Source organism: Chryseobacterium culicis (assembly GCF_900108365.1).
GTDB classification, from domain to species: Bacteria; Bacteroidota; Bacteroidia; order Flavobacteriales; family Weeksellaceae; genus Chryseobacterium; species Chryseobacterium culicis.
This window is the reverse complement of the sequence record NZ_FNWQ01000001.1, coordinates 1,391,008-1,417,706: the sequence shown is the minus strand read 5'-3', so window position 1 is coordinate 1,417,706 and position 26,699 is coordinate 1,391,008. Positions and strand designations below refer to the sequence as shown.

Annotated in this window: 24 protein-coding genes and 1 tRNA gene; 6 read left to right on the top strand and 19 right to left on the bottom strand. The window is 37.3% G+C overall.

Features of this window, described 5'->3' with window-relative positions; genetic code table 11:
- Positions 1-20: 20 nt before the first annotated feature.
- From BLW74_RS06240 to BLW74_RS06180, 13 genes are all read right to left on the bottom strand, one after another.
- Positions 21-1,634 (bottom strand): Na+/H+ antiporter, encoded by a 1,614-nt coding sequence (locus BLW74_RS06240; RefSeq protein WP_089690548.1) that lies wholly within the window; start codon positions 1,632-1,634, stop codon positions 21-23.
- Between the two features lie 128 nt (positions 1,635-1,762).
- On the bottom strand, positions 1,763-2,767 hold the full coding sequence (locus BLW74_RS06235; protein ID WP_089690547.1) for a bestrophin family protein: 1,005 nt from the start codon (positions 2,765-2,767) through the stop codon (positions 1,763-1,765).
- 79 nt (positions 2,768-2,846) lie between these two features.
- Positions 2,847-3,524, bottom strand: coding sequence for a DUF2490 domain-containing protein (locus BLW74_RS06230; protein ID WP_089690546.1), 678 nt, complete (start codon positions 3,522-3,524; stop codon positions 2,847-2,849).
- Positions 3,525-3,634: 110 nt separating this feature from the next.
- Positions 3,635-4,027 carry a DUF1398 domain-containing protein gene (locus BLW74_RS06225; protein WP_089690545.1) on the bottom strand — a complete coding sequence of 131 codons (393 nt, stop codon included), beginning with the start codon at positions 4,025-4,027 and terminating at the stop codon, positions 3,635-3,637.
- A gap of 154 nt (positions 4,028-4,181) precedes the next feature.
- A complete protein-coding gene (locus tag BLW74_RS06220) occupies positions 4,182-4,631 on the bottom strand; it encodes a VOC family protein (RefSeq protein WP_089690544.1) in 450 nt (149 codons plus the stop codon).
- A 50-nt stretch (positions 4,632-4,681) separates the two neighbouring features.
- The gene (locus BLW74_RS06215; protein WP_089690543.1) at positions 4,682-5,053 is read right to left on the bottom strand and encodes a VOC family protein; all 372 of its coding nucleotides are present in this window, start codon (positions 5,051-5,053) and stop codon (positions 4,682-4,684) included.
- Positions 5,054-5,116: 63 nt separating this feature from the next.
- Positions 5,117-5,587: a hypothetical protein gene (locus BLW74_RS06210; RefSeq protein WP_089690542.1), complete on the bottom strand. Its 471-nt coding sequence runs from the start codon at positions 5,585-5,587 to the stop codon at positions 5,117-5,119.
- A 12-nt stretch (positions 5,588-5,599) separates the two neighbouring features.
- Positions 5,600-6,055, bottom strand: a complete 456-nt coding sequence (locus BLW74_RS06205; RefSeq protein WP_089690541.1) for a DUF1569 domain-containing protein — start codon at positions 6,053-6,055, stop codon at positions 5,600-5,602.
- Between the two features lie 425 nt (positions 6,056-6,480).
- The gene (locus BLW74_RS06200; protein WP_089690540.1) at positions 6,481-7,686 is read right to left on the bottom strand and encodes an ABC transporter permease; all 1,206 of its coding nucleotides are present in this window, start codon (positions 7,684-7,686) and stop codon (positions 6,481-6,483) included.
- Between the two features lie 67 nt (positions 7,687-7,753).
- On the bottom strand, positions 7,754-8,710 hold the full coding sequence (locus BLW74_RS06195) for an HlyD family secretion protein (protein WP_089690727.1): 957 nt from the start codon (positions 8,708-8,710) through the stop codon (positions 7,754-7,756).
- Between the two features lie 11 nt (positions 8,711-8,721).
- Positions 8,722-10,140, bottom strand: a complete 1,419-nt coding sequence (locus tag BLW74_RS06190; protein ID WP_089690539.1) for a TolC family protein — start codon at positions 10,138-10,140, stop codon at positions 8,722-8,724.
- A 472-nt stretch (positions 10,141-10,612) separates the two neighbouring features.
- Positions 10,613-11,101: a serine protease inhibitor ecotin gene (gene eco, locus BLW74_RS06185; protein WP_089690538.1), complete on the bottom strand. Its 489-nt coding sequence runs from the start codon at positions 11,099-11,101 to the stop codon at positions 10,613-10,615.
- 150 nt (positions 11,102-11,251) lie between these two features.
- Positions 11,252-17,176 carry an alpha-2-macroglobulin family protein gene (locus tag BLW74_RS06180; protein ID WP_089690537.1) on the bottom strand — a complete coding sequence of 1,975 codons (5,925 nt, stop codon included), beginning with the start codon at positions 17,174-17,176 and terminating at the stop codon, positions 11,252-11,254.
- Between the two features lie 18 nt (positions 17,177-17,194).
- On the opposite strand from BLW74_RS06180, the gene BLW74_RS06175 reads away from it, so the two are divergent.
- The 5 genes from BLW74_RS06175 (at position 17,195) to BLW74_RS22345 (ending at position 20,001) form a co-directional block, all read left to right on the top strand.
- A complete protein-coding gene (locus BLW74_RS06175; RefSeq protein WP_089690536.1) occupies positions 17,195-17,950 on the top strand; it encodes a UbiA prenyltransferase family protein in 756 nt (251 codons plus the stop codon).
- Positions 17,951-17,953: 3 nt separating this feature from the next.
- Positions 17,954-19,033 (top strand): DNA replication/repair protein RecF, encoded by a 1,080-nt coding sequence (recF, locus tag BLW74_RS06170; protein ID WP_089690535.1) that lies wholly within the window; start codon positions 17,954-17,956, stop codon positions 19,031-19,033.
- Positions 19,034-19,158: 125 nt separating this feature from the next.
- Positions 19,159-19,452 carry a hypothetical protein gene (locus BLW74_RS06165; RefSeq protein WP_089690534.1) on the top strand — a complete coding sequence of 98 codons (294 nt, stop codon included), beginning with the start codon at positions 19,159-19,161 and terminating at the stop codon, positions 19,450-19,452.
- Positions 19,453-19,560: 108 nt separating this feature from the next.
- On the top strand, positions 19,561-19,725 hold the full coding sequence (locus tag BLW74_RS22350) for a hypothetical protein (RefSeq protein WP_167358378.1): 165 nt from the start codon (positions 19,561-19,563) through the stop codon (positions 19,723-19,725).
- A 108-nt stretch (positions 19,726-19,833) separates the two neighbouring features.
- Entirely contained in the window at positions 19,834-20,001 is a 168-nt protein-coding gene (locus tag BLW74_RS22345) for a hypothetical protein (RefSeq protein WP_157885754.1), read from the top strand.
- 47 nt (positions 20,002-20,048) lie between these two features.
- On the opposite strand, the gene BLW74_RS06160 is transcribed toward BLW74_RS22345, so the two are convergent.
- The 3 genes from BLW74_RS06160 to BLW74_RS06150 are packed head-to-tail and all read right to left on the bottom strand — an operon-like array spanning position 20,049 to position 23,830.
- Positions 20,049-22,082: a recombinase gene (locus tag BLW74_RS06160; protein ID WP_089690533.1), complete on the bottom strand. Its 2,034-nt coding sequence runs from the start codon at positions 22,080-22,082 to the stop codon at positions 20,049-20,051.
- Between the two features lie 13 nt (positions 22,083-22,095).
- Positions 22,096-22,740, bottom strand: a complete 645-nt coding sequence (gene mtgA, locus BLW74_RS06155; protein WP_089690532.1) for a monofunctional biosynthetic peptidoglycan transglycosylase — start codon at positions 22,738-22,740, stop codon at positions 22,096-22,098.
- Between the two features lie 43 nt (positions 22,741-22,783).
- The gene (locus BLW74_RS06150; RefSeq protein ID WP_167358377.1) at positions 22,784-23,830 is read right to left on the bottom strand and encodes an ABC transporter substrate-binding protein; all 1,047 of its coding nucleotides are present in this window, start codon (positions 23,828-23,830) and stop codon (positions 22,784-22,786) included.
- A 60-nt stretch (positions 23,831-23,890) separates the two neighbouring features.
- Between BLW74_RS06150 and BLW74_RS06145 the strand changes: the two genes are divergently transcribed.
- Positions 23,891-23,967, top strand: a tRNA-Arg gene (locus BLW74_RS06145).
- 165 nt (positions 23,968-24,132) lie between these two features.
- Here the strand turns inward: BLW74_RS06145 and BLW74_RS06140 are convergent.
- The 3 genes from BLW74_RS06140 to BLW74_RS06130 form a co-directional block, all read right to left on the bottom strand.
- Positions 24,133-24,699 (bottom strand): NAD(P)H-dependent oxidoreductase, encoded by a 567-nt coding sequence (locus tag BLW74_RS06140; RefSeq protein WP_089690531.1) that lies wholly within the window; start codon positions 24,697-24,699, stop codon positions 24,133-24,135.
- Positions 24,700-24,702: 3 nt separating this feature from the next.
- The gene (locus tag BLW74_RS06135; RefSeq protein ID WP_089690530.1) at positions 24,703-25,506 is read right to left on the bottom strand and encodes an enoyl-CoA hydratase/isomerase family protein; all 804 of its coding nucleotides are present in this window, start codon (positions 25,504-25,506) and stop codon (positions 24,703-24,705) included.
- 103 nt (positions 25,507-25,609) lie between these two features.
- Positions 25,610-26,506 carry a helix-turn-helix domain-containing protein gene (locus BLW74_RS06130; protein WP_089690529.1) on the bottom strand — a complete coding sequence of 299 codons (897 nt, stop codon included), beginning with the start codon at positions 26,504-26,506 and terminating at the stop codon, positions 25,610-25,612.
- Between the last annotated feature and the right edge of the window lie 193 nt (positions 26,507-26,699).

The window sequence follows — 26,699 nt, the reverse complement described above, 5'->3', positions numbered from 1 at the left end:
CCCTACTATTTACACATTACTTATCCATGGGAAAAACCGGTGATCTTCGCTTCATCAAAATCCAGCTGCATTTCAATGGTTCTCATCACATGATCATCAAATATTTTTTCTCTTTTCATCCTGTGCAGCTCGTTCCTCTGTGCCTGAATGATCTGCCGCAGAACATCTTTATTTTCATTGATTGCCGATACGTAATCTCCAGTAGAAGCCATACACTGGGCTTTATCTGCCATGAGCATCATTTCATTTTCCAATTTGTGCTTTTGATGACGAACCAGGCTGTTGGATACGGCTAATTCAGAAAAGTCATTATCCAGCTTGTGCAGTGCCGTTTCTTTCAACTTTCGCATAAGGATGACTTCCTGTTTTTCTTCCGGCAATTCACTTCCGGCATCCTGAATATTCAATAATTTAAGAATAGGACTCAGCAATAGACCTTGCCCCACAAGAGTAATCAATATGATAACGAAAGTGACAAACAAAATAATATTTCTGTGCGGAAATGCTTCCCCATTGGGTAAGAAAGCAGGAATAGACAATGCTGCGGCCAGCGAAACCACTCCTCTCATTGCGGCAAAGCTGATAATGAACGGCTCTCTCCAATCCGGCTTAGGAACTTTTAAGCGTAATTCTTTTGAACAAACCCTTGGGAAATACATTAATGCATAACTGTACAAAATTCTTGTTCCGATAATTGCTCCACCAATTACTACACTGTAGAAGATCCCTTCTGAAATGGTATATTCCTGCATTCCTTCCACTACAATGGGAAGTTCAAGGCCAATCAGGATAAAGATGATGGTATTCATCAGGAATATAAGAACACTCCATACGTTTCCGGACTGTATCCTTGAGGTATGACTTAGATAACAATGGGAATTGTACGACATCAGCAAACCTCCGGCAACTACGGCCAGTACTCCTGAAAAATGAAAATGTTCTGCTCCCACATACATAATATAAGGAACAATCAGCGTGATGATGGTATCAATATTGGAATTGGTAGGAATAACCTTCAGCAATGCTCCAAAAAGAAATCCGACCGCCACTCCCACGGCAATTCCTCCGATGGCCATGGTAAAGAAATCCTGAACAGCATCTCTCCAGATAAACTGTCCTGAAATAACGGCTGCAAGAGCAAATTTAAAGACAATCAAACTGGATGCATCATTAATCAAGCTTTCTCCTTCCAGAATATTGGTGATCTTTTTAGGAATTTTCATATGTTTCAAGACCGAGGTGGCAGCTACCGCATCTGGCGGAGAATTTACTCCTCCCAGCAAAAAGCCCATGGCTACGGTAAGTCCGGGAATGATTGAAGACGAAAGATAGGCTACCACTATCGAGGTTAGGAACACAAGCCCGAAAGCCATGGAAAAAATCTGCTTTCTCCATTTGTGAAAATCCTGCCATGAAGTAAACCAGGCGGCTTCAAACAAAATAGGCGGCAAGAAAATAAGGAAGACCAAGTCGGGTTCTATTTCAATACGCGGCATTCCCGGCACAAAGCTAATCAGCAGTCCAGCAATAACAAGGAAGATAGGATATGCTACTTTCAACTTCTGGCCGATCATTACCAATATCATCACAGACAGCAGTACTGCAATTGATATTATAACATAGCTGTGAATCATTTTAAGTACGTTTTTTTAAGTGTTATTTTTATTTGGAAGATCTTTTCATGATCTTGTAGGTTTATTTATATTTTTCATTCTAAGTGTAATTCCTTTCGATTTTACAAAAAGTACAAAAACCGGCTGTATTAAAGCACAATATTATTCTTTGGCGTGATGGCTGGCGGAAGATCAGATTCATCCAGCATATCTCTCATATCAATTTCTATGGTACGGCTGATCTGGGTGATCGGAACATCATTGGGACTTCCTTCAAAAGGGTTTACAGAAGCTTCTCCCACGCTGTCTAAGGTATGAAAGCACCAGGTCACCAGTAAAGAAAACGGAATATTAAACCATAAGGTCCACCCTTCTACTGGGGTACCGTCTCCTAATTTATCCAGTTCTTTCAGTAATCCGAAAGGAACGAAAACAATGAATAACAGCAAAAGATAGGTTGTAATGGATGAAAAGTTTCTTGGATAGGGAAAGTTCTTTATTCTTTCTGCCTTTCCCTGATTATCCGTAAATTTCACCAGTTGCTGATTGATCTGGGTCCATTGAAAATCATTGATTTCTCCTTTTTCATAAGCTTCGGACAAGGCTTTGCTCTGCTTGGCCATCAGTTGTGTAGCCCGGTTCTTTTTGCTTACAATATATTGAAGTTCCGGTTCAGAAAGATACTTTTTTAATTCTTCATCCAGTTTGGAAAGTCTTTCAGGGATGTCATACTTTTTAGCATATTCATCAAACTGCTCTGTTCCCATGTTTTCCCATGCTCTAGGTTCACGAAGCTGAAATCTCAGGGCCGTAAGCCATGCATAATGACGAAGAAACATTTCTTTTACTTTACGCTGATCTTTAGAAAGCAGTGCATCTCTCAGAATATAGCCGAAACTGCGGCTGTCGTTGATAATTGCTCCATAGATCTGTCTGGCTTCCCAGAGCCTGCTGTAACTGGCATTGTTCTTAAATCCCACAATAAAGGCTACTGCTGTTCCCATGATGGCAATGGGCTGCCACGGAACGGAAAGAAATTTCCATCCCAGAAAGTACAATACTGTTGGAATAGCTGATAATACGACAAGAGCATAAATGCTGCGTCTGGTCCAGATAATGAACTCACGGGCTCCAAATCTTTTTCCTGAATGCATAGGTGTTTATTTTTGTGGTGTTATTATTTTTAAATTTTCAAATAATGGTTTTCCTCAGGGCATTCAGCAGCGGTTCTGATCAGTTTTTAGTAAATGGAATATTGTTGTAAAAACCAATCTGAATTTGTCCGCGGTTTCTGTTCTCCTGAATTTGGTTCATATAACCGGCTTCAATCCTCATATTTTTATTAATGACATATCCTAAGGCTCCGTATACTCTGTTTCTGTCGAAAACCGGACTGTTGAAGTGCAGAAAAATCTCATTATATACAGATGCATAGAGCGTTTTCGGAAGCATCTCCTTCTGAGTAATCGGAATATTCAGCCCCAGCATGTAACGGAATCTCATTCTGAAATCATCTTCCAGAAAACGTTCTTCCAAACGGTAGCGGTGCTGAAGATAGAACCGTCCAAATCTCTGCTTGGTAATATACTGCTGGAAAATTCTGTGTTCTATATTTTCTTTTTTCTCTCCATTTACATAGGGCTGACTGAGAATAAAACCGTACCCCAATAAAACATTGTTATTATTTTCTGTAAGATCATACCCAATCCCTGTACGGATCAGTAACTGCTCAAGATCTCCGAGTGCATCAAAATTACGGTACTGAATTTCATTATGCCAGTTCAGTTTCTTACTGATCTTATTATTTCCAAAATACATATACCAGGCTCCCAGATCATTTTTCTGGCCAAATGTCAAAACAGATCCTAACCCTAATATCGTGAATGCCAACTTCGTGAAAACCTTTCTCATGTTTATTAATTACTATTATCTATCGTTTTTAACAAAATTAATATTTTAAATCAATAATAGCAAGCAATATTTTATATACGGCTGCACACGACACCGGATGAAATTACGTTCTATCCCGGAACCCTTTCTGTCAGGAGATCCGTATCATTTTGATCAAAATAGGTGCAAGTCATTATATGAAGATCCATCGTCCAGCCTTTAATTCCGTTTTCTGCGCAGTCCCTACAGAAAGTCATGTAATCTGTACCTCCCTGCTGATGGAGCTTCAGTCTTTCTTTAAAATATTCAAGGTTTACATGATCCGAAATTCTGAGAGCATCATATTTAGGCCCTGTCCGAACAGATTCATTCTCATTATTAAAATATTCGGTATTGCCGTCTGATACGTATGCTTTATAATGAGAAACCCCAAGTGCTTTTATGTCCTGAATATACTGAGGAAAATCGGCTCCGCTTTTTACTTTTTGGTGTTCCGCTTTAATGTTTTCGATTGTAAATTTCATTTTTTTATGTTTTTTTAATGGTTAAAGAATACTCCTTCAATTGATGAAAGCTGATGTTTCCTTTATTTTTGGAGTGCAAATATAGACCAAATAAAAAACCGGCAGTTTGATTGCCGGTAAGTTATACCTATATTTCGAATACAAAATATGAATTTTATGGATGCTGCTGCATTTTAGCGGGATCATCATAGTTTACCATCCAGTTGATTCCGAATTTATCTGTAAACATTCCGAAATAAGCTCCCCAAAAAGTATCTGCCATTGGCATTGTTACCTGTCCCCCTGCCGAAAGGCCTCCGAATAGTTTGTCTGCTTCTTCTTTAGATTCTGCATTTACAGAAATAGAGAAGTTATTTCCCGCCTTGAAGTTGGAAGACCACTCCCCTCCTGTATCGCTTCCCATTAAAATGGTTTCTTTAGAGATTGGAAGAGATACGTGCATAATCTTGTCTTTGTCTTCTGCAGGGGTCTCTTTTCCTTCCATTGGAGGCATTTCGCCAAATGTTCCGATGTATGGATATTCTCCTCCGAAAACAGATTTATAGAAATCAAATGCTTCTTTACAATTTCCGTTGAATGTAAGGTAAACGTTTACTGTTGCCATAATTGTCTTGTTTTTTTAAATTTTAATTTGTCTTTGTATTTTTATGAGTTTTATCTGTGCTGATCTATAAGAATCATATTGCCGTCAGGATCTTTAAGGTAAATATGTTCAGGACCGGAAGTAGTTTCATCGGCTTCTTTACCGATTTCTATTCCACTTTCCTTTAATCTTCTCTGAATTTCGCGCACATCATCAAAGGATTCCAGATTCTGTGCATTTTCGTCCCATCCCGGATTGAAGGTAAGCATGTTTCCGTCAAACATGGCCTGAAAAAGCCCTATCAGTGTAGATCCGTTTTTCATGATCAGATAGTTGCTTTCCGGAGCACCTCCCATGATTGTAAAGCCTAGCTTTTCATAAAAGTCTCTGGATTTCTGAAGATCTTTTACACTTAAGCTGATTGAAAAAGCGCCTAATTGCATAATGTCAGTATTTTTAAGGTGTGAATTCGGGATAAGGTTTTGGATTTCAGCGAGGGTATTGAGTTATTGGTTTTTTAAATGGGTCTTAAGGTCTATGGTTCCGTCATAGCTTTTCCAGTCTCCCGTAAGCTCAATGGACTGACCCTCTATTTTTTCTGTTTTTCTGTTCCATTTGAAATTGTATATGAACTTTCCTTTGAAAATTCCGGAATGTTTTCCTTTATTCTCTTCGGCCAGTTCATATTCTCCAAACACCGTTCCCTGTTTTTTGGAATCTTTGTATTTTGAAATGGTAATCTTGCCTTCAAATTTTGAATAATTGGTATCTACAAGAGAATATCCCGAAACGAAATATTCCTGATCATTCTTTTTATTCTGTTCAGAAATATTGATTTTCAGTTTCAGCTCCTGTCCTTTACTTCCAATAGTTCCTATGTAGGGTTTGCTGTTGTTCAGCCAGGTATTTGAGATATCCGGCATCTGCCCCAATGCAAAATTAGCCAACAGAATGAGGAGTAATAAAAGTTTTTTCATATTGTGTGATTTTTAAACGCCAAATTGTGCCAGATGGTGGTTCAAATGTTTAGCAAACATATTGTTCCATTCCTGAGCATTCAGCTTTCCGAAGGAAAAAGACTCTTTACCATCGAAAGCATCTGCCCCCAGCTGCTGTGTCTTTTGAATAAACCCGATCAGCCTTGTTTTTTCTTCATGAAAATTCTTTCTGGTAGTGATCAAAAACTGTGGAGCGGTAGGAGAATCTCTGGGATAGGCTTTTTCTCCCACTACCTTAGGTTTAACGAAAGTTTTTAATATAAATTTTGCAATAGATCCCGGCTTTTTGTGCTTTTCCGGTTCATAGATCATTTCATAGGTAATACAGCAGTGTGCCAGCATTTGGTCTACCGTCATTTTTCCCCACAAACCATGAGTATCTTCCACCAGTCTGTTGATCCTATCAATATAGTTTTGAGCATCTTTTGCGTCAAATACATTTTCCATATAATTTCTATTTTACTGCAGACAAATATATCAGTTTTTTCGTTTGATTTTATTGTTGGGCGAAAAAATTGAGGGGTGTGGTGCGAGTTGCGAGTTGTGGGTTCTGGTTACGAGTTGCTTGTTGCTAGTTTGTGATTAAGCGTAGGGATAAATGTTGAGGATTTTAAGTAGATAAGCTACAGGGCGGGTTTTGGGATTGCGGGACTTTGGAGTGTGAAAATGTGGAGTTTGGTTAATACAGGTTATTTTGTTTTTTTAATTATTTCTTGATGTTTTTAAGGTAAATACTCATAACCGATACAATTAACAGCAAGCACCTGATCAATCAAAAGCTAGCAACAAAAACAAGCAACAAGAAACCAGCAACAGTTTAACTAGCAATAGAAAACCAGCAACAGATTAACCAGCAACTAGAAACAAAAAAACTACTCAATCTCCTCAGAAGTATTCTCAACCGCAGTTTCCTGTGGTGCAGATTTCCTGAAAATAAACCAAAGTTTGATTTTTAATGCGATCCACCCTATAATGGCATAAATAACCAAAAGAATACTTAAATGCTTCAGATAAGGGAAAGTAAGTTCCACCGAACCTTTTTGAATCAATAAGATTTTGAATGCCTGTAAAAATGGAGTTAACGGAATAATATTGGCAATAAACTGAACAAAAGCGGGCATTGCATTCAAAGGCCATGTAAAACCACTGATAATAAAAGCAGGTGATGCAATTACCATAAGGATCTGCGTAGCCTTCAAAGCATCCGGAATCAGAATACTGATGAACACTCCCAAAAATGAAACTGATCCCACAAAAACAGCGGTGAGAAGAATGAAATTAAGAATACCTTCCGGCATCGGAACCCTGAAGATCATGTGCATAAAGTAGTAAATACCTACAATAAGAATTGAAAATACCCAGATCGGGATCACTTTTATCAGCATGGTTGGGAAAGCCCATTTTTTCATTTTCAGATATTCCTTCACAAAGGATCCTCTTTCGAATTCGGCAGCAAAACTTACTGCCATTGCTAATAGGATTACCTGCTGTAATACGACCGCCAGCATTGCTGGCCACATAAAGATGAGATAGTTTCCGGTAGTATTGAAGAGGGTGATGTAATTGGCTTTGAAAGGTTCATATTGGGTAGCTGCTTTTGCTGCAGGCATGCCAGCTTTCTGAAGCGCTTTAATTGAAGCTCCCGCGGAAAACGTTCCTATGGTAAGCTGAAGAGCTTTAGACGCGAAATTAGCTGTTAAGACGTTTCCTGTGTTGATATAAACATTCAGTTCGGGATATTTTTTCTGAAGCATATCCCCTTCAAATCTTGAGGGAATAATAACAACTGCTGCGGCTTCGTGTCTGATTACCTCATCTTTGATGCTCAGAGGTTCCTGCGGATATCTGATAATTTTGATGCTTTTATTATCGTCCAGCATTTCCGTTAGCTGGTTAGACAAAGGGGTATTATCCCTGTCAATTACCAGTACGGGGGTATTTTCAACTTTTCCGCTTTTGTAGACAAACCCCAGCAAGGTTGCATAGAACACCGGTGCCAAAAAGAACACCGTCCTTAAGGTAGAATTGCCGATAAAAAGTTTGAACTCACGTTTTAAAAGACGGAAAAATTCTTTCATCTGTATATTTTTATAGGTGGAAGAACAAAATGAAAAATCAATAAATTATTCTGATGTTCTTTTCAATTTATTTCAGAATTACATTAGCATTGACTAAAATATTTTTAGCCCTGTTCATATCTTTAGGTTTTACTTTAATCTCATAGATTGCATCCTGCAGCTGGTAGTCGGGATAGGCAGTGGTTATATCTGCATATTTTGTGAGCTGTTTGATGTAGACGATATTTCCTGTCAGATTTTCTTTGTTATACACCACCTGCATGGTCACCTCCTGCCCTTTTTTATATTTTGAGATTGCACTTTCCGGAATGGTAAATCTGAAATAGGTACTTTCCGGAATATATCCGTTAAACAATGCAAAACCAGCGGTGGCCAATTCTCCAGTATTTAAGCTGATGGTTTCAATTTCCATGTCATTGGTAGCAATAATATATCTTTCAGAATAGGCTACATTGGCTTCCTGTAAAGCACCTTTGGCCTGTGAAGCCTGCCCTGCCGCCATTTCTACTTTTTCCACACGGGTACCTCTCTTAACGTCATCCAGTTCTGCTACCACCGCATCATACTGGGCCTTCGCTCCTTGTAATTTGGCATAGATTTCATCATGAGCCTGTGGAGACATTAAGCTGTCCCGGAACATATTGTTGGCTCTTTTATAAGATTTCTGGGCAAATTCATACTGCTCTTTCAATCCTTTGTATTTGGCCTGAAGCTGTCTCAGCTGATCGGCTGTAGCTCCGTTTTTGGCCATCTGTTCCTGGGCTGAAGCTGCATTTACCGCGCCTTGAGCCTGTGCAATTTTTGCAGAAACTTCGGGTACATCAAGCTGAGCCAAGGTATCTCCTTTTTTCACGGTCTGCCCTTCAGAGACATATATTTTCAGAATCCTTCCGGTAACTTTAGGAGCAAATGAAATGACGTCTTTTTTCGTTTTTCCTTCAGGATCTTTAATTTTTTCATTCTTTTTTTCACAGCTCGCCAGCAAAAACAGAGCAGCAAAGAGTATAGATATATTTTTATGCATCATTTAAATTATTACGGGATTAAATAAAATTTGGTAATATCCAGCTCCTGGGTAGACCTCATCAGCTCTATTCCTGCTCTTCTCTGGTTGAAAATGGCATTCTGATATTCCAGCTCTGCAGCTTCAAGATCACTTTCTGCGTCAATGAGCTGTGAAGATTTGCTCATTCCGTATCTGAATTCTTTTTCTGCCTGCACCAATGCATTTTTTGCGAGCTCTTTTTCTTTGGCTTTCAATGTGATCTGTGCGGAAGCAATGTCGTAATTGGTTTGATTGTTAGCCAGATTCAGCGTCAGTTTTTTCAGGGCATCTTCTTTCTGGTTTTGAAGTACTTCTTTCCCTACTTTAGCGGTTTCTTCAGCATGTTTTCCTTCCTTACCATCGAAAATTTCCCATTTAAAGCCTACTCCGGCTGTAATTAATGGAAACACGTTGATATTGTTAGGTCTCCAATCCAGTTTTTTTCCTTCGTAGCCCAATATCGGAACTGCAGGAATTACATTTTCTGAAGATTTTATTCTGTTTCCGTACAATCCGATATAGTAGGCGGAAGCCATCAGCTGTACTTTAGGAATCATCCAGGTTCTTTCGGCTTTTATCTTATAATCTGCTGCACTGATGCCATGATCCAGTGCACGGATTTCTGCTCTCTGCTCTATTCCTTTTTCTGCGGCCAGCAATTCAACGGGAGATAAAACAGGTTCAATCATTCTGAGTCTTTCTCTCTGAATTCCGGTTAAAATATAAAGCTGGGTAAGAAGAAGCTCTTTTTTGCCTTCATATTCTACCATTTTGGCGTCTAAAGTGGCCTGAGCCAGTTCAATCTTCTTATGATCATAAGGAGTAATCAAACCATAGCCAAGCGCTTTATCTGCGGTCTTCCTGTTAATATCCAGCCTTTTTTTACTTTCATCAAGCACTTTTTTAGACTGATGAATTAAAGCCAGCTGATCATATGCTTTAGAAATAGTGGCAATAACTTCGTCTTTTGTTTTCTCCAGGAGAATATCTTCAGACTTTTTCTTTTCTTCTACCGCTTTTTTCATGTATTTGACCTTTCCCCCCGAGTAAAGCAGCATTTTGGCATCTGCCTTGGCAATTCCCGAAAATCCGGATACATTAAAATTATTGTTAAAAGTCCCTTCCGGAATATTGATAAAGGGAGCGAGATTGAATTCCGGTGACGTAAGTCTTGCTGTTCCGTTGATATAACCTGCCTGACCGCTCAGTTCAAGTGTTGGAAGAAAGATATCTTTCAGTTTATGTTCGTCAAGATCGGTAAGTTTGTTTTGGGTAATCTGCATTTTAAGGTTCGAGTCCCGAACCATAGCACTATCCAGAAGTTCTTTAAAATCCGGCGCAGACTGTGCCCAGCCAAAAGCGGGGAAAGCAAAAAAACTAAACGTAAAAATCAATAAATTGTTTTTCATGGTTTATGTTTACAACAAATATAATGCAAAAAAAGGTAAAACACTTAAAGATAATTCTACAAAGTAGTGAATTTAAAGTAAGTTTAAAATATGTTTAAGTTTAAAGGCTTATAAAATAAAGTTTTGCCCAAAGTGTTTAAATGTTCATTAAAACATAAAAAAAATTGAAAAAATTTTTAACTCTACTTTTTCCGATATCTTGTGACGGTAAATTTTCTGAGTAATCAAGGGGATAATGGACTGTTACGGAAAGTGTGTTTAGCTAGTTTTTTTATTTGTTCTCACTGTTGAAAGGCTTTGAAAATATAACGCAAAGATCACCGGATCGTAAAATCATTTTAAATTCGTTCACGAAAGAGTTCCATTTCGTAAGGATAGCGGAAAGCCATCTTTTATGCTTGGGATAAAACAAAAACTCCTCACAATACTGTAAGGAGCTTCTGTTTGTCAGTATAATAGATAATAAGCTTATTTATCTTTGAACTGCTTTTTTCATATTAGCATCAGGACGTAAAATTCTGTAACGTACTTCGATGTCTTTCGGTACATAGAATACCAAAGGAAGTTTACTGTTGTATCTTACGATTTCAGGTTTTAGCGTCACAAATTTTTTCGTCAGTTTTTTATCCGGACAAGCCATTAGCGTACCTCCTGTTTCACCTTTCGATTCTACTTCATAATAATTGTATCCCCATCCCTGCAGATCCTGAGTTTTCATTTCTCCCATCAGGAAATAATTGTTACAGTCTAACATTTTTTCAGCGCCTACAAAAAGCTCAACTTTTAAATCGTTTTCGTTTTTAGCAACGGGAAGCTGAATATATACCTGCTTATATCCTTCTTTTGCTTTTGGGAACATTTCAATCTGTAGTTTTTCAAACTTTTCTGCTTTCTTTTGCGCAAAAGCATTTACTCCAGCCATTAATACTAATCCTGTGATTAAAGTTTTAGAAAATTTCATCTTTTAATAATTTTTTTAATTGATATTACTCTAATTCCAAAAAGTATTCCAAATTTAAACAAATGTTTAAATTTTAGAATTAGTTCTATTTTATCGAATCTTTCAAAAAAAAACTGCAGTTATAATTACTGCAGTTTTTATATCTATTAATTATTCTGAAATTAATACGTTACTTCCTTTTGTATGGGCATTCATATGTGGGGCGTAGTAATTCTGCATGGTGGTAATTCCGTTCGAGAATTTTCCGGATGCATTGGCTACCACATCGTATTCAAAGACATATTTCCCTTTCGGCATATATTGAATATAGAAATTGGTGGAGGCATCTTTGGTAGACTGATAATAGCCTAGGTTATTTTTCCATTGATATCCTGAAAGTGTATCTACAGGTTCAAATCCTGCTGCACGCATATCTTTGATATGAATGAATTCCATGGCTCTGTCTGTATTCAAAATCATTCTTACCGTTACTTTGTCTCCCACTTTCAATGGGGTTTCCGCAGAAATTCTCTGGAGCTCCTCTCCATTTACGGTTTTCACTTTTTTATAAAGCTCCTTTGTTACAGAAATATAGTTTTCAGAAGATTTGATTTTATCAAGGTCTTCATAGTACTGCCAGAACAGTCCTCCCTGCACAATTCCCGGACCAGGTTTGGTAACCGTTACTGTTGCTAAGCTGTTATCTACAGCTTGTGGTTTCAAAGTGGATTTCACATAACCTGAAGCCTGTGTCTGTGGAGCCACTTCTTTTCCGCCCCAGATAATGGTCGCTTTGTCGCTTTCTGCACCTGTCCATGATTTTCCTGAATTCAAAATGGTAAAGATGACTTCTGCAGTTCCTCTTGAGCTTCCCCACGAGTTGACTTCTTTTTGGGTTACCAGCCAGATTTTCACCTCTTCAATAAAGTTTTGGTCGTTAGATCTTAATTTATTGAATGCTTCCAGTGCTCCGGCATGGCTGACTACTTTTGAGCCGAACCATCCCCAATCATTCAGATTTTGCTTCCAGTAAACGCCCTGCGTTTTGGTATCTGTAGAAGTCTCTTTAAGGTAGGTCATCAGCTTGGCAGATACATCTTTCAGTCCGTAATCGTTCATCAGTAAAGCGGCACGGTGAAGTCCGAAGAATGTAAAGTCTGTGATTTTTGCAGTCTTCGCTTTTTGTTTTACCAATGTTTTCAGGGTGGCACCTTTTCCTTTCAATGGATATTGCTGTTCCCAGTAGTTTCTGGTATCAAGATAATCTATTGCCCAGTTGGTCCACACATTACCTTTTTTCACATCATAATATTTGGAAACCTCATTGTCTACATACTGAATCAATTTAGCTACAAGTATTTTTTGATCGGCAGTTTGATAATCTTTCACATTATCCTTTAACCATGAGTTGATTTTCCCAAGATTTTTAAGGATATACAGTGATGTTCCGTAAGAGCTTGGATAGCCGGGATACCACGAGAATCCTCCATCCGGATTCTGCAGCTTTTTAAAATCATCCCAATCCTGATTAACCGCGTTTTTCATTGTATTCACATCAAATAATAATGCCAGCTTCTGCATCTGCTCACCTTCATTTTTACTTTCCAGCACCCAAGGAGTTTCTTCCAGCAGCAATTGTTTCAGTTCCTGATTTTTTTCAAGATTTGAATTCAATAATCCTTTGCTCTGATATTCTTCAAAAACTGTTTTCATTTTCGGATTGGCTTTGAATATTTCCGAAGCCAGCACATCAGCAAACCATTTGTTAAAGATTACATCCGCCGAATTGTTCTGATCATTTTTCAGACTTGGAAGGGCAAACATGATTTCCCAGATCGGATTGGTAGTCAGCTCCAGTGTATTCGAAACATTGGAGGCTGTGGCGGAGGTGTTATTTTTAAGGTTATCCAGCACAAATGTTTTGGTTTCGCCTTCTTTCACAAAAACCGGAACGGCATCTGTCACCATCATTCTGTTAGGTAACACGGCAACTGCCTGTTGTTCACCGTCAGAATATGATCCTGCTTTGGCAACCACTTTAAAAATAATGGAAGAAACATTTTCCGGAACTTTTAATTTCCATGCCAATGCACTGCTTCCGTTTTCATTCAGATTAAAGTTCTGTACTCCTGAAGTGATTCCGAATTTTGAAGAAATATTTTCATTGGTAAAGGCATCCAAAATCTGTAATTCAGCAGAACCGCTCAGTTTTTTAGCGGTAAGGTTAGATAATTTCGACTGAAGATTCAGTTCATCTCCTTCTCTCAGGAATCTTGGATAGTTGGGTGTTACCGAGAATTCTTTCTGGGTTACGACTTCTTTTTCCAAGGTGGCGGCTCTTGCGTCTTTGGTGTGTGCCAGGAACATCAGTTTCCATTTTGTCAGTGCTTCCGGAGAGGTGAACTCAAAGTTTACATTTCCTTCTGCATCGGTTTTCAGATCCGGATAGAAGAAAGCAGTTTCGTTCAGATTTTGGCGAACGGCTACTTTTTCCAGCTCTTTTACGGCATCATCCTGATCTATAACTCCATCTGCATTAGATCCCATTGCTTCTTCTTTCGCTATGGGAGAAGCCGGCAATGCCATCTGAGCATTCATTTTTCTATAACTTGTAACTTCTCTGGCTAATACATTCTTAGGTTTAGGGCAACCACTATATTCAACCACTCCGGTAACAGTAGGACAAGCATCTTTGCTGTCGCTTATGCCATCACCATCAGTATCATTTCCTACACCCCATCTTCCATCCAACCAGTTGAACTGAGGAACTGTTATTAATTTGTCCTGGAAATATCTTAGTCTCTTCTGATAGCTTTGCTGCTGCAGATAATTTCTAATGTCATAAGAAGTCACTATTACAAATGGCGTGTACAGTTTTCTCCAACTATAATTATTTACGGCAAACTGATCCAGAGACATATCATACATATTGGCTAATACCTCTGCGTTGATCTTTTCTTTGTCATTTCCGGTTACTTTTACCGTCCACTTTTCTTTAACATTAGGCTCAAGTTTATCTCTGAAGGTGACTGTTTCAATTTTTAAAGGTTTTTCTGTGTCTTTTATTTTTAAGGAAACAGATTCTGTATTCACGTCATTAAATGCTACCAGCTGAAACTGAAGGTTCAGATCTGATACGCTTTTATCTTTAGGAATTTCAGCAGTATATTCTAAAATTCCTTTTTTCATCTGATGAACTTCCGAAACCGTTTTTCCAGATCCGTCCTGTACAAAAACATTTACCAAAGCATCAGGAACTGCTGAGTAAACATAAACTTTTGCTTTTTCTCCTCGTGATAATTCTTCTTTTGGAGCAATAACTGTAAGAAATGTTTTTTGAGTTGATTTTAACGCTGTTTTATCCCAAACACTGAAATACTGTGAAGTTTTGATGGTATCTTTTCCTTCAATATTAAAAAGTTCAAGTTCATAATCTCCGGTTTCCATTTTTCCAAGGTCAAGCTGAGCATTATCTGCAGATGGCTGCTGCTGTCTTTCAATCAATATTTTTTCCGTTTTCCAGTTTTTGATCTCATCATTTTTATCAAAAAGATCGTGTGGGAATTTGCTAATGAATTCTTCTTTTGAATATTTAGGCAGATTCTGAATATCAGACTTGAAATTATCTCTGAAAATCCTGTCCGGAGCTGTCAGCTTTGACAACTTAACCTGATATGGCTTTTTAAGGTTCTGATCGTTGTAATTCTTGGTTTCCACCTTCAGTTTTACATTTTCATCTGTAAAAGTATTGCTGATATTTTCTGCCTGAATATAGTGAGAAACTGAAGCCACTTTCAGCTGTGTGTTGGCTGTCTGCGTTTCTCCGTTGATATCTGTAACAGAAGCATTGATGGCATAATTATCAATCTGAATTCCTTCCAGCTTTTCGTCTTTCTTCAGTTCTAAATGAATTACAAACTCTCCTTTTTCATTCGTTTTAGCTTCTCCCAGAACAGAGTTTTCGTTATCATCATTCTGAGGATACCAGCTGAAATATCTCCATCTGATATTCTGTTTTTTGATCTCGTAGTTCACTGTCGTATTGCTCAGCGGAACACCGGAAAACATAACAGCTTTCCCTTTTAAATCAATAGTCTGTCCGTATTTATATTCTTCTTTTACGGGATCAAAGGTTACTTCAAACTTTGGTCTTTTGTATTCTTCTACTCTGAAATTTTTATACCCCTGGCTTTCTCCATCTATTCTCAGATAAAAGTTTCCATTTAATTTTCCTTTCGGAAGAATGAAACTTCCATGATAAGAACCAAATTCATTGGTGGTCAATTCCTGCGAAGAAACCTCTTCACTATTGGTGTTTAATAAGGTAATTTTTTGCTTTAATCCTGGAAGAACAGATTCAACCTCTTTATTCATGCGGGTATTGATTACCTTGAAATAAACAGTCTGTCCGGGACGGTAGATGCCTCTGTCAATGAAAATCTGAGCCGTGGAACGGGTTTGTTTATTAGGATTGTACTCTTCAACAGGTTCTGTGTTTCCGTACATCTGCATGATCTGAAAATCATTCGTTTTGGGCTGCTGAATCAGGAAAGTTCTGTAATATTCTTTGCTTTCTGTCGCAGGAAATTTAAAAACCCCGTTGGCATTGGTTGTTCCTTCTATCTTATTTAGCATATTATTAGAAACAAATTCATAAAATCTCAGGCCTTCATTGGATAAAGGTCTGCCATTTTCACTGTTTACCAGTTTGAGCTCGTCAGAAAGAGAATTTCTGTCTGTTTTGGACTGATAAATAATCCTGTTTCCTGAAACCAAAAAGTAGAAGTTCTGTCTGGAGTCTGTATCTTTCGTATCTGCTCCTGCAACTGTAAATTCTGCCACATACACTCCTGAAGGAAGTGGTTTCACCTCCAAAGAAGTTTTATGATTCTGATAATCCTTAGGATCCGGAAGCTGGAAAGTTTCTTTCCTTACCAGATTTTTTTTCAGTTTCCCGAAGGTATTGGAATAAGAGTTCCGAACATACTGAAGCAGTGAGGTAAAATCGTCTTTCACTTCATAAATATTCAGGGTAAATTCGGATACATTCTGATATTCTGCTACAAAGTGAATAGGAAGATTGTTCTGAGTCTGAGCTTCGTATTTAAGATTCAGAAATGGATTGATAATCTGAGCTTCCTTACTTTTAATATTTTCAAGGAAAAGGGATTTTGGATATTCGCTTTTAGCCTGTGCTGCTATGGCAAGAGCTTCTTTAGGCTTCTTCTGAGTTACAAGCTCATCCATAATTTCTCCCATGATCATTACTTTATAATCTCCCTGCACATCAGATTTCAAAAGGTTCTGAAGCTGCTGGAGTTTGTCTTTACAATGATTGAAACTACAGTTTTCTATAATTTTCTCCTTCATAAAATACAGTTTTGCATTACCGTTATTCTGTGCAATCAGTTCATCATAAATGGCATTGATCGCTGTGCGGTTAACTGTCAGTTCATTTTTGGTGAAAATATTGTTTTCTGATAAGAATTCTATTTTCTTCACGCCATACCAATCTGATAATGTCGGGAAATAAGCTATATCTCCCGTTTCTGAAAAGATATTCTTGTACTTTTCCAGAGAAATCTTTTTCATTTCAGGTTTTTCCTGATCAAGTTCCTGATAACTTTTTGTTAAATAGTTTTTGAAATCAAGTTTACTCCAGGTTTCAATCTGTGAAACGTCCTGGGAATTGATATTGGTTCTTCCGTTTATCTTCCATGCATTCTGGTTGTAGTAATCCATGAAAAAGCCATTCAGCAGAACTTTGTATACCAGTTTTCCTTCTCCGTTTATTTTACCTTCTGCATCTTTAAGTTTCTTAAAAAACTGAGAAGCGGCATCATTCTGATCATCATCCACCGTTTGGTTTACAATACTGAATTCCGCTTTCAGAGAACGGATCAGCTCGAAGGCATTATTTTCTTTCATGGCATGTTTTTGTAGGTCTGCAATAATGGGAAGATTAGATTTATACGCTCCTTTTGCACTGTTTTCGGCCACTTTTTTCCATTGGGTATCATAATATTTCTGTGCGGATACCTTTGAAAAGCTCAGCATTATAAGCAAAAGCAGAAAAATCTTGGAAAATCTTTTCATATATATTAATTTTGATAAATGAACATTTTAAAAGTACTGAAAAAAACGGTTATAGACAGCCAGGTTTATGTCTCCCTGATGGGAACTCTTTTTGCAGTATTTTTCATGAAAGAGCAAAACACATTCCGTTTCCCCACTTTTGCACTTATTTTCATTACGTATTTCAGTGGTTATCTGTATACTAAATACCAATACACCAAGCACTTTTTAAAAATAGTGGTTCTGAATGCTGTCGCCGGAATCATCTGTGCTTTTTTAATCATCCATAATCATAATGAGATAAGACTTTTGAAATGGTTTATTATTGTAGTATTGGGATTGCTTTATAACAGCTTCTTCCTTGATGTATACATCCGGAAAATCCCGTTGCTAAAAGTGTTCTATGTGGGCCTGGTATGGGCGTTGGTGAACTGCTGGCTTACACTTCCGGAATTCAGTATACCTATTTTTCTGATCAGTTTTTTCTTTATTACCGCTCTCGTTCTTCCTTTTGATATCCGGGATATGAACAGCGATACGGTAAAGACCTTTCCTTTGCTGATAGGGGTAGACAATACCAAATATATTGCGTACGTCCTTGTATTCATCAGCAATATCATCGGAATCTTTTATCTTGACTGGTCATATGCCATTGCTTTTTTTATGACAGGCATTGTAACTTATATTCTCATCTATTTCTCTGATAATAAAAGAGATGACGCTTATTACTCATTTGGGGTGGAAACTTGTTCCGCACTTCCTTTTTTATTTTTACTAATAATGGAGTATTTTTGACGAATGATTATCAAGAAGCTTTCCCTTTACAATTTTAAAAACCACTCTGAGAAAAAATTTGAATTTTCCCCGCAGATCAACTGCTTTGTGGGTAATAATGGTGTAGGAAAAACCAATATACTGGATGCCCTGCATTATTTATCAGTTGGAAAAAGCTTTTTAGGAAATACCGATCTTAATAATATAAAACAGGAGGAAGATTTTTTTTCCATTGATGCTGAGATTGAGAATGATGACAGTGAAGATATCATCAGAATCACTCAGCCCAAGGAAGCTAAAAAAGTGATCAAGAAAAATGACAAAAGCTATGACAGGCTTGCAGATCATATCGGCTATCTTCCAAGTGTTATGATTTCGCCTTATGATTCCAATCTTATTTCTGACTCCGGGGAAAGCAGGCGTAAGTTCCTGGATGCTATGATTTCTCAAACAGATTCAGAATATCTTTATGATCTGATTCAGTATCAGAAGACCATTCAGCAGCGCAATGCCTTGTTGAAGTTTTTTGCCAAAAACAGAACGTGGGACAAAGATTCACTGGAAATTTATGATGATCCGATCATTCGATTCGGTACAAAAATTTTTAGGAAAAGAAAAGATTTTGTGGAGCAGCTCAATCCTATTGTTCAGAATTTTTATCAGATCATTTCAGGCGGAAAGGAAACTGTGTCAGTAATTTACGAATCTCATTTATTAGAAGATACTTTTGAAAATCTTTTAAAAGAAAGCCTTGAAAAAGACCGGATGCTGACTTACACTTCAAAAGGAATTCATAAGGATGATCTTCTTTTTGAAATGGATCATGTGTTAATTAAGAAAATCGGTTCCCAGGGACAGCAGAAATCTTTCCTGATCTCTTTAAAGCTGGCCCAAATGAGTCTTGTAAAAGAACTCACCAAAAAGACTCCTATTCTACTGCTTGATGATATTTTTGATAAACTTGACGATACCAGAGTTTCACAGTTGATTGAACTTGTCAATAAAGAAAGTTTCGGACAGATTTTTATTACGGATACTCACAGAGAGCGTACTGAAAATGTAGTGAAGAAAATTAATGAGGAAAGCATCATTTTTGAGGTTTAATTTTTAAAGAATATTTTAAACCTTTTTCAGATATTATAGTATTTTTTATCTTAACTTATCCTTCCAAACACCATCCTGAATCTTAAAAACACCACATCACGCATCCTGAAACCTGTCACCCAATTATGAAGAAGAAAAAACGTGAATATCAATCCTCTGAGCTGGTAAAATCTTTTGCCAGAATGTATGGTTTTGAACATAAACTGGTAGCTTTTGATATTAAAGATTTCCTTGAAGAATATCTAGATGAGAGCCTTTTCAGGGAAATAAGAAGTGTCAATATAGAAAATGAGTGCATCATGATTAAAATTGAGTCTGCTTTGCTGAAGCATGATTTTAAGATGCGTAAAAGCTTTTATCTCAAAAAGTTCCAGGATAAATTTGGAGCGGATGCATTTAAAGACCTTCAGATTTTATAGGAATTAAGGGAGTAAATGCCTATAAAATAATTCACCAATATTGAAATTATTTTATATTCATCGGATTTATATGTATCTTTAGTACTTATTAATAACTCATTTTTTACTATGAAAAAGATACTTAAATCAAAGAAATTATCAAGAGAAACATTAAAAGCAACTCAAGGTGCGGGACAAATGGTTTGCTGTGCTGTAAGCTGCGGAGATCCTAGCCAATGTGTTTTCTGGGAGCAGCTTCCTGCAGAATGCCCGGAACTTCCATACTGTCTTTAAAAATTATAAGTATATAAAAATGTTACCCTCAGGTAGCATTTTTTTTAATATGATTTAAATATAATTCCATATTTATTGATATATTTATCATTCAAAAAAATTAATATTATGAAAAAATCAATTGCATCAAAAAAACTGACAAGAAAAACTTTAAAAACAATACAGGGAGGAGGAGTTGGACAGATCTGCTGTGCTGTAAGCTGCGCCAATGAAAACGAATGTGCTTATTGGACAACATTGCCTACAAAATGCCCTTTGCTTCCTATTTGTCTTTAATAGCTATAACAATATAAAAATGCTACCCGAGGGTAGCATTTTTTATTTTATTTATGTTCTTCAGATTTATTGGAAATTGTACTGCTCATTAAGTCATCTGCTCTTTTGTCAAGCCCTGAGCTTAATGGCAGGAAGAATTTCAGCGGATGTTTGGTGAAGTATCTGAAAATCTCCCTGTAGATCTCACTCACCTGCCCAAAGTTCATTTTTCTCGATCTGAATGCCAGGAACATAGACAAGCTGAAACTTACCAGAAAGTTGAAGAAACCAATTAAAAATACTGTAACAAACGAGATCCAGAATGTATAAGAATCTACGGAGAAGTCTTTTCCATATAATCCTAATGCAAAGTTTCCGGCTGCAAAAGTAATGTGTCTGATGTCCAGATCTAATCCGAAAAACATTCCTACCGGAGCTGTTGCCCCCAGAAAAACCCCGAACCAGAAATTGGAAACAATTCCCGGCCAGTTTTTAGCGTAGTATTTTGAGAGTCCTTTGGCAAATTTCTTTCCGAAGAAACTTCTGATTGACAGGTTTTTTGCGATTCTTTCCGGTATCTGATAAAAAACAGAGTTGTTCCCGATATTTCCTGAAATAATTCCTGAAATAAAAAGATAAAATCCGGCAATACTGGCATGCAGAATGGCTTTTGATTTAAAGGGATCAAGATCTTTTAACAATTTATCAGAACGTTCTACGGCAAGGTTTTGTGAGAAGAAAACATCCAGCCCGTAAATGATGGCAAGCGCTATCGGAAAGGCTAGCAATACGTTACCTACAAAGGCGATGAACTGGCTTCTGAACAGCTTGGAGACCAGATGGGCAAATTCTGTATTGTTTCTTTGGGCATTTCCTTCTTCAGACAGTACTTTTGTCATGGTAGCGGCAGTCATTGCCGGCTGCTTTGTAGCAAGAGTAAAGCCCATCAGATAGATCATCACAAATCCCATTGCATAATTCATGGAATATAAAAAAGCGTGCGAAAAATCACTCCCGGGAATATATCCGTAAAGCATTTTCAGAACGCAAAGCGCTCCTACAATAATGCCACCTCCACTCGCTTTGTAGAACATCGTCATATATTCTTTACGGGTAGAAGTAATATAATGTGTTCCGGTTTCTGCGGTATGATTGGTAATAAGATGTGAGATAAGCCTCGTACTGTCATTGATAAGATCTGAAATATTGTTTTTGTGAGACTTATAATTCAGAATATTAAAGATCAGCTGTTTGGATTTGATCAGAACATCTTCATCATTATCAATCACCAATAACTGAACAATTTCATAAATTCTTTCAGTCTGCTGGCGGATTTTCAGAAGCGATTGGTTAATCTTTCCCGAAATACCATATTTTGCCGAATTTTTAAAAGCAATATTTACAAATTCCTGGCATTGTTCTGCATAAATTTTAATTTGCTTATATCTACTGTCTTTGGAATGAAGCTGAAGCTCAGGATCTTTTACCAGATCATCTGCTAAGGCTTCCAGCTCATTCTGAAGAGCAAGAAACGGATTATCCAGATTTCTGTACTGAGGAGCCATTCTCACCACTTCTACTTCCATAGCCATCCCCGTCACACGCCAGGAAAGAATATTCATAGAGAAGATCAATTCCTTTTTCACATTGGGTTTCACTATAAAATCAGAAGCTCCCAATAAAGTTAAGAATTCATTAATCTCATTTTCCGGAAGGTTGTGCAGGTATTTCAGATCTTTCTGAGGTCTCAGGCTGACATTATCAATCATATACCACACCGTTTTTTCGTTTTCCACAGGTGGTAAAACCTTATTCAGGATTCTTTTTTTGAGCTCCGGAAAGAAGGCGTTTTCTGAGAGAATATTAGCTTCCGTAAGAGAAAGATTGAAGGGACGTTCTCTAAAAATATTATGAATATAATAGGCAAAGTTTCCGGTAAAATTCGGATTGCTTCTGAAGAAATTGAGCACATCTGTAAAGTCCGCCTCTTTAATAGTCTCTAAAAACTCTGCAAAGGGTTCCAAAGAAAGGGTTTCATTCTTAAAAGAAAAATATTTTTTAAGAACTGACTCAAAACTTGTGCTGGAATTAAAGAATTTCATTAGTACAAAGATACTATTTCAAACTCACATTCCTCATCTGTCTCATGATCCAATTGTGTTTCTTTCTCAAATAAGGAGACGGATTTTTAGGATCATATTTCTTTGGATTAGGCAGTACAGCTGCAATCCAGGCTGCATCTGAAGCACTTAGGTCTTTGGAGGATTTTCCAAAATAATATTGTGCGGCAGCTTCCACCCCAAATACTCCCTGGCCCATTTCGATAGAGTTCAGGTACCTTTCAAGGATAATATCTTTACCCCAAACTTTTTCTATAATGAAGGTATAAACTGCTTCCAGCCCTTTTCTCAACCAGCTTCTACCCTGCCAGAGAAACACATTTTTTGCCGTCTGCTGCGAAATGGTACTTCCACCTCTTATTTTTTTGCCTTTCTCATTGTACTTCATCGCTTTTTCGATCGCTGTATAATCGAAACCATCATGAACAAAGAATTTCTGATCTTCAGAGGCTATAACTGCTTTTTTCACATTAGTTCCCATTTCGTCATAGGAAATATAATCTCTGTGCAGTTTTCCATATTCAAAAAGCCCTCCTATCTGTGTAATGGTAATGGGAGGATTAAAAAATCTGCCCCAGATGATAAAAACCACATTCAGTACAAGAATGATGAAGATAAGCTGTTTAATTTTTTTCCACATAATGTAATAACAAGGAAAGGCAAAAATAAGCAAATACTATTATTTACTGCAATTCTTTCATATAAGTAAGCTGATAATCCGGTAAAAGTTCAGGATGAAAGATCTTGATATAGTCTTTAAGGACCCAATCTGCTCTTACTACACCACTTTCAAAGAAGTCATTGGCTTTTAATTTTTCCTTTCCTGCTATTGTATAGATCTTTCCTTTATTGAATACTTCCAGTTTTCCGTAGAGTGGATTCATTCCTGCCATTTCTTTTTTTGAAGTGTGACTTCCTGCATTTACCCAGTACTGTACGCCTCCTGCTTTGGCATATACCTCTTCAAAGCTCATTGTTAAGGCTTTTTCATCTTTATTATCCTTCATGATATAATTCGCATTGGCATCGGAGATGTAATGAGCAACGGAAGTATTTCCGCCGGGAAGATACCATACGTCTCCATACATCTCGTTGGCAAGGACAACTGGTTTCTCTTTGGAAGCGGAAGCCAGTTTTTTCAGATCACTGTAGTTTTTCTCAATTTCCTGATATTTTCTGTCTGCTTCCTTTTCTTTTCCTAAAAACTCTCCGAAAAGCCTGATATAGGCCGTTTTCTCCAAAGGTCGCTGCTCCATGTATTCATCCAGAAATATAACCTGAATTCCATTGTTTTTCAGTAGCTCATAAGTATTATCAAAACTGGCAATATGATTGGTAAAAATAGCATCCGGCTTCATAGAGATAATCTTTTCCACATCGTACTTTTGTTCGCTTCCTACATTTTGAATTTTTCCTTCTTTAATCAGATTCTGAATTTTTGCGGAATAAATATACTCGGGGCTTGAGACACCAATGATTACATTTTCTGCTCCCAGCTCCGAAATGTATCCCGCCATACTTGCATTAAGAAGAATTATTTTCTTAAAAGGAGTTTGATTCTTCTTAAAATTATAAGTGAAATTTCCTGATTTCAGTTCCAGAACCCCATCATGTTCCTTAAACTGGGTACGGGAAGAGAGAATCGTCCAGTCTGAGGACGAAATTTTTGATTCTCTTTTACAAGCTGTTAGCGCAAAAACCGTAAATAAAAGTAAAATTCTTTGTTTCATCTTTCAAAGAACGGAAAAAAGTGCTATATTTGCAAACCTTTAAACAACAAGGTAACACAAGGCCTCGTGGCGCAACTGAATAGCGCATCTGATTACGGCTCAGAAGGTTACAGGTTTGAATCCTGTCGAGGTCACCAAAAAAGCCAAAAGGCGCCAACTGAAGTCAGCTGGCGTCATTTTATTTTTAATTTAAACTTATTTCTACTCATAATCCTTTGCCTTAATCCATTTCTTTCATATATCATTTAGATGAAAAATATCACAGAATTACGGAAAGTCTTTGGCTTGTTCACTTCATTATTTTATATATGATTCTTAAGATGTTCCTCAAAAGAAACCAGCTCCTGTTCGATATTCGGATTTTTGAATACATCATAAAAAGCGAACGTCGGTAATGGCTGAACGCCCACAAACTGAAGTGTCGCTGTGAAAGGTCTGGTAAATTCTTCCATCGAAAAACGTTCAAGCAGCTGACCTGCATTTCCAAAAGTTTCTTCGGGAGCATTCCAGGTATTAACAATAATTCCTTTAGATTTCAGAAGACCGCCTGTTCCATAGTTTCCGCCACTATTCCTTCCGTCTCCGGCATAGATTTTTCCGTAGCCGCTCATCAGAACCTTATCGATATAATCTTTTGTTTTTGCGGGCATTCCAAACCAGTTGACAGGAAAATGAAACAGAATAAAATCGGCATTTACCCATTTTTCGATTTCCTGAGAAATCTCGTAGCCATTATCTATAACCGTTTCGAGAATCTCATACCCATTTTGGTTAAAAACCTCTTTACTTTTCTCAAAAATGGTTCTGTTAAGGTTTCCTTCTGCAATTTGCGGCCATTTGATGTGCCCGTTGATTACCAGTGCTTTCATTAGTTATAAATATTTACCAAGATTAAGTTCTACATCGCCATAGGTTTGCAATCCCTGGTCTAAGAGTTTTCTAATTCTGGTTCTTGCTTCGGGCTCTGCTAATGATGCGAAGAAGGCTATCTGTGTTTCCATAATATGTTCGTTTTTGGGAATAATCACCCTCTCGTTCATTGTTGCCTTTATTTTTTTGATGATTTTCAAATCAAATGAGTCGATTCTTTTGGCTAAATTTTCTACAAAAGCATCCAATTCATTATCCGGAAATGCCCGATTAATCCAACCGTAATCTGCGGCAGTTTGTGCATCATAATCATCGCCACTCAAAATAATTTCCAAGGCTCTTGCTTTTCCTGTTAACAAATGAAGACGCTCCAATCCACCTCCGCCGGGAAAAGAGCCAATTCCGATCTCGGGTTGTGCAAAAACGGCTTTTTCCCTGCTTGCAAAACGCATATCGAAAGCCTGAATAAACTCGCTTCCCAACCCTCTTGCTCTTCCTCTAATAGAGGCTATGCTTACAAACGGAGCCAGTTCGAGACGCTTGGCGACATCGGGCCAAGATTTTGAAAGCCCGGTTTTTCCCTCGCCTTTCGGAAAATCAAAAATATTGACCAATTCTGCGTGAGCAACGTAGAAATCCGGATTGGCACTTTCAAAAACCACTACTTTTAAATTTTCGCTGGCTTCCAATTCATCCATTAATGCTCTTAACTGAACTGAAAATTCGGGGTCAAATACGTTGACCGGAGGATGATTAATGGCTACTTTCCAATAGCTTTCTGTTATTTTTTGTGTTGTAAAAATCATAGTAATAATTTTAAATTGATGTACATCTTTGAGACATAACTTTTTTGTATGTCAAAATTAATTGCACAAATGCTGGATTTTTTAACACAAATCGGGGAATATCTTATCTTTTTCTCTGATTTCTGATTTCTGTAGGAGAAATACCTTTAATCTTCTTAAAAAATCTTGAGAAATAGGGAACATTTGTAAAACCTAACTGGTAAGCCACATCGCTGATATTCATATCTGTCTGAAGAAGTAAAATTTCGGCCTGCTCAATTACAAATTCCTGAATATAGCTGATGGTACTTTTTCCGGTCTCTGCACGGATAAGGTCTGTAAGGTAGTTGGATGACATATTAAGTTCTCTGGCAACAGACGAGACAGTAGGAAAATTCAGAACGGGTCTGGAGAGATCTTTATAATGATTTTGAAGAAAGCTTTTTAATTTTGAAGAAACTGAAATGTTATTTGTTGCTTTGTTTTTAAATTGTCTTTCATAAAAGACATCTGCATAAGAAAGAACGACATTTAACAGAGACAGAATAATATTGATATTGGCATTGGCTTTGTTTTCCACCAATTCCATATGAATTTTTGTAAAAAGCCAGGTAATAATCTCTTCCTCCTCCGCAATCATAAACAAGGCATCATTGATCTCATAACTGAAATATTTATACTGATGGATTTTGGCAGCAACCGGATTTTGCCTGATGAGATCAGGATGAAAAACAAAGGCATATCCATCCCAGAAAGTCAGGCTGTTCCAGGAAACGACCTGTCCCGGTTCGCTAAAAAGCATTAGACCATTTTCTGTGTAATATTTATTGTTGCCGTAATTAATATCTCCGGTGAAATTCTTCTTTAATGATATCTTGAAAAGATTAACTTGAATTTCTTTGCTGGTTTTTGGAAAATTGGGGATTGCCTGTTTGCAGACTCTGCTGTCCATCAATGGATGAAGCGGAGCCGAGAGATTCAGATATTTGTTATATTCAGATAAATCATTAAATGTTTTCATATTTACAAAGTTGCAAATTAGTTTTAGAACGTGAATTAATTTTTAAAATGCAATTAACAATTCTTGTCTAATTTAATACAATCGAACCAATCATGGACAAAAGTGTTTGAAGATACATCACTCTTGATCACTGAAAGAGACAACTATTAAATAGTTGCCTCTCTTTTTTTTGATAATAATCCTCTCTGCCAAT

Excerpts from the sequence above, each read along its gene's own strand:
- BLW74_RS06240 (WP_089690548.1), bottom strand. The coding sequence starts at position 1,634 with ATGATTCACAGCTATGTTATAATATCAATTGCAGTACTGCTGTCTGTG.
- BLW74_RS06235 (WP_089690547.1), bottom strand. The coding sequence starts at position 2,767 with ATGCATTCAGGAAAAAGATTTGGAGCCCGTGAGTTCATTATCTGGACC.
- BLW74_RS06230 (WP_089690546.1), bottom strand. The coding sequence starts at position 3,524 with ATGAGAAAGGTTTTCACGAAGTTGGCATTCACGATATTAGGGTTAGGA.
- BLW74_RS06225 (WP_089690545.1), bottom strand. The coding sequence starts at position 4,027 with ATGAAATTTACAATCGAAAACATTAAAGCGGAACACCAAAAAGTAAAA.
- BLW74_RS06220 (WP_089690544.1), bottom strand. The coding sequence starts at position 4,631 with ATGGCAACAGTAAACGTTTACCTTACATTCAACGGAAATTGTAAAGAA.
- BLW74_RS06215 (WP_089690543.1), bottom strand. The coding sequence starts at position 5,053 with ATGCAATTAGGCGCTTTTTCAATCAGCTTAAGTGTAAAAGATCTTCAG.
- BLW74_RS06210 (WP_089690542.1), bottom strand. The coding sequence starts at position 5,587 with ATGAAAAAACTTTTATTACTCCTCATTCTGTTGGCTAATTTTGCATTG.
- BLW74_RS06205 (WP_089690541.1), bottom strand. The coding sequence starts at position 6,055 with ATGGAAAATGTATTTGACGCAAAAGATGCTCAAAACTATATTGATAGG.
- BLW74_RS06200 (WP_089690540.1), bottom strand. The coding sequence starts at position 7,686 with ATGAAAGAATTTTTCCGTCTTTTAAAACGTGAGTTCAAACTTTTTATC.
- BLW74_RS06195 (WP_089690727.1), bottom strand. The coding sequence starts at position 8,710 with ATGCATAAAAATATATCTATACTCTTTGCTGCTCTGTTTTTGCTGGCG.
- BLW74_RS06190 (WP_089690539.1), bottom strand. The coding sequence starts at position 10,140 with ATGAAAAACAATTTATTGATTTTTACGTTTAGTTTTTTTGCTTTCCCC.
- eco (WP_089690538.1), bottom strand. The coding sequence starts at position 11,101 with ATGAAATTTTCTAAAACTTTAATCACAGGATTAGTATTAATGGCTGGA.
- BLW74_RS06180 (WP_089690537.1), bottom strand. The coding sequence starts at position 17,176 with ATGAAAAGATTTTCCAAGATTTTTCTGCTTTTGCTTATAATGCTGAGC.
- BLW74_RS06175 (WP_089690536.1), top strand. The coding sequence starts at position 17,195 with ATGAACATTTTAAAAGTACTGAAAAAAACGGTTATAGACAGCCAGGTT.
- recF (WP_089690535.1), top strand. The coding sequence starts at position 17,954 with ATGATTATCAAGAAGCTTTCCCTTTACAATTTTAAAAACCACTCTGAG.
- BLW74_RS06165 (WP_089690534.1), top strand. The coding sequence starts at position 19,159 with ATGAAGAAGAAAAAACGTGAATATCAATCCTCTGAGCTGGTAAAATCT.
- BLW74_RS22350 (WP_167358378.1), top strand. The coding sequence starts at position 19,561 with ATGAAAAAGATACTTAAATCAAAGAAATTATCAAGAGAAACATTAAAA.
- BLW74_RS22345 (WP_157885754.1), top strand. The coding sequence starts at position 19,834 with ATGAAAAAATCAATTGCATCAAAAAAACTGACAAGAAAAACTTTAAAA.
- BLW74_RS06160 (WP_089690533.1), bottom strand. The coding sequence starts at position 22,082 with ATGAAATTCTTTAATTCCAGCACAAGTTTTGAGTCAGTTCTTAAAAAA.
- mtgA (WP_089690532.1), bottom strand. The coding sequence starts at position 22,740 with ATGTGGAAAAAAATTAAACAGCTTATCTTCATCATTCTTGTACTGAAT.
- BLW74_RS06150 (WP_167358377.1), bottom strand. The coding sequence starts at position 23,830 with ATGAAACAAAGAATTTTACTTTTATTTACGGTTTTTGCGCTAACAGCT.
- BLW74_RS06140 (WP_089690531.1), bottom strand. The coding sequence starts at position 24,699 with ATGAAAGCACTGGTAATCAACGGGCACATCAAATGGCCGCAAATTGCA.
- BLW74_RS06135 (WP_089690530.1), bottom strand. The coding sequence starts at position 25,506 with ATGATTTTTACAACACAAAAAATAACAGAAAGCTATTGGAAAGTAGCC.
- BLW74_RS06130 (WP_089690529.1), bottom strand. The coding sequence starts at position 26,506 with ATGAAAACATTTAATGATTTATCTGAATATAACAAATATCTGAATCTC.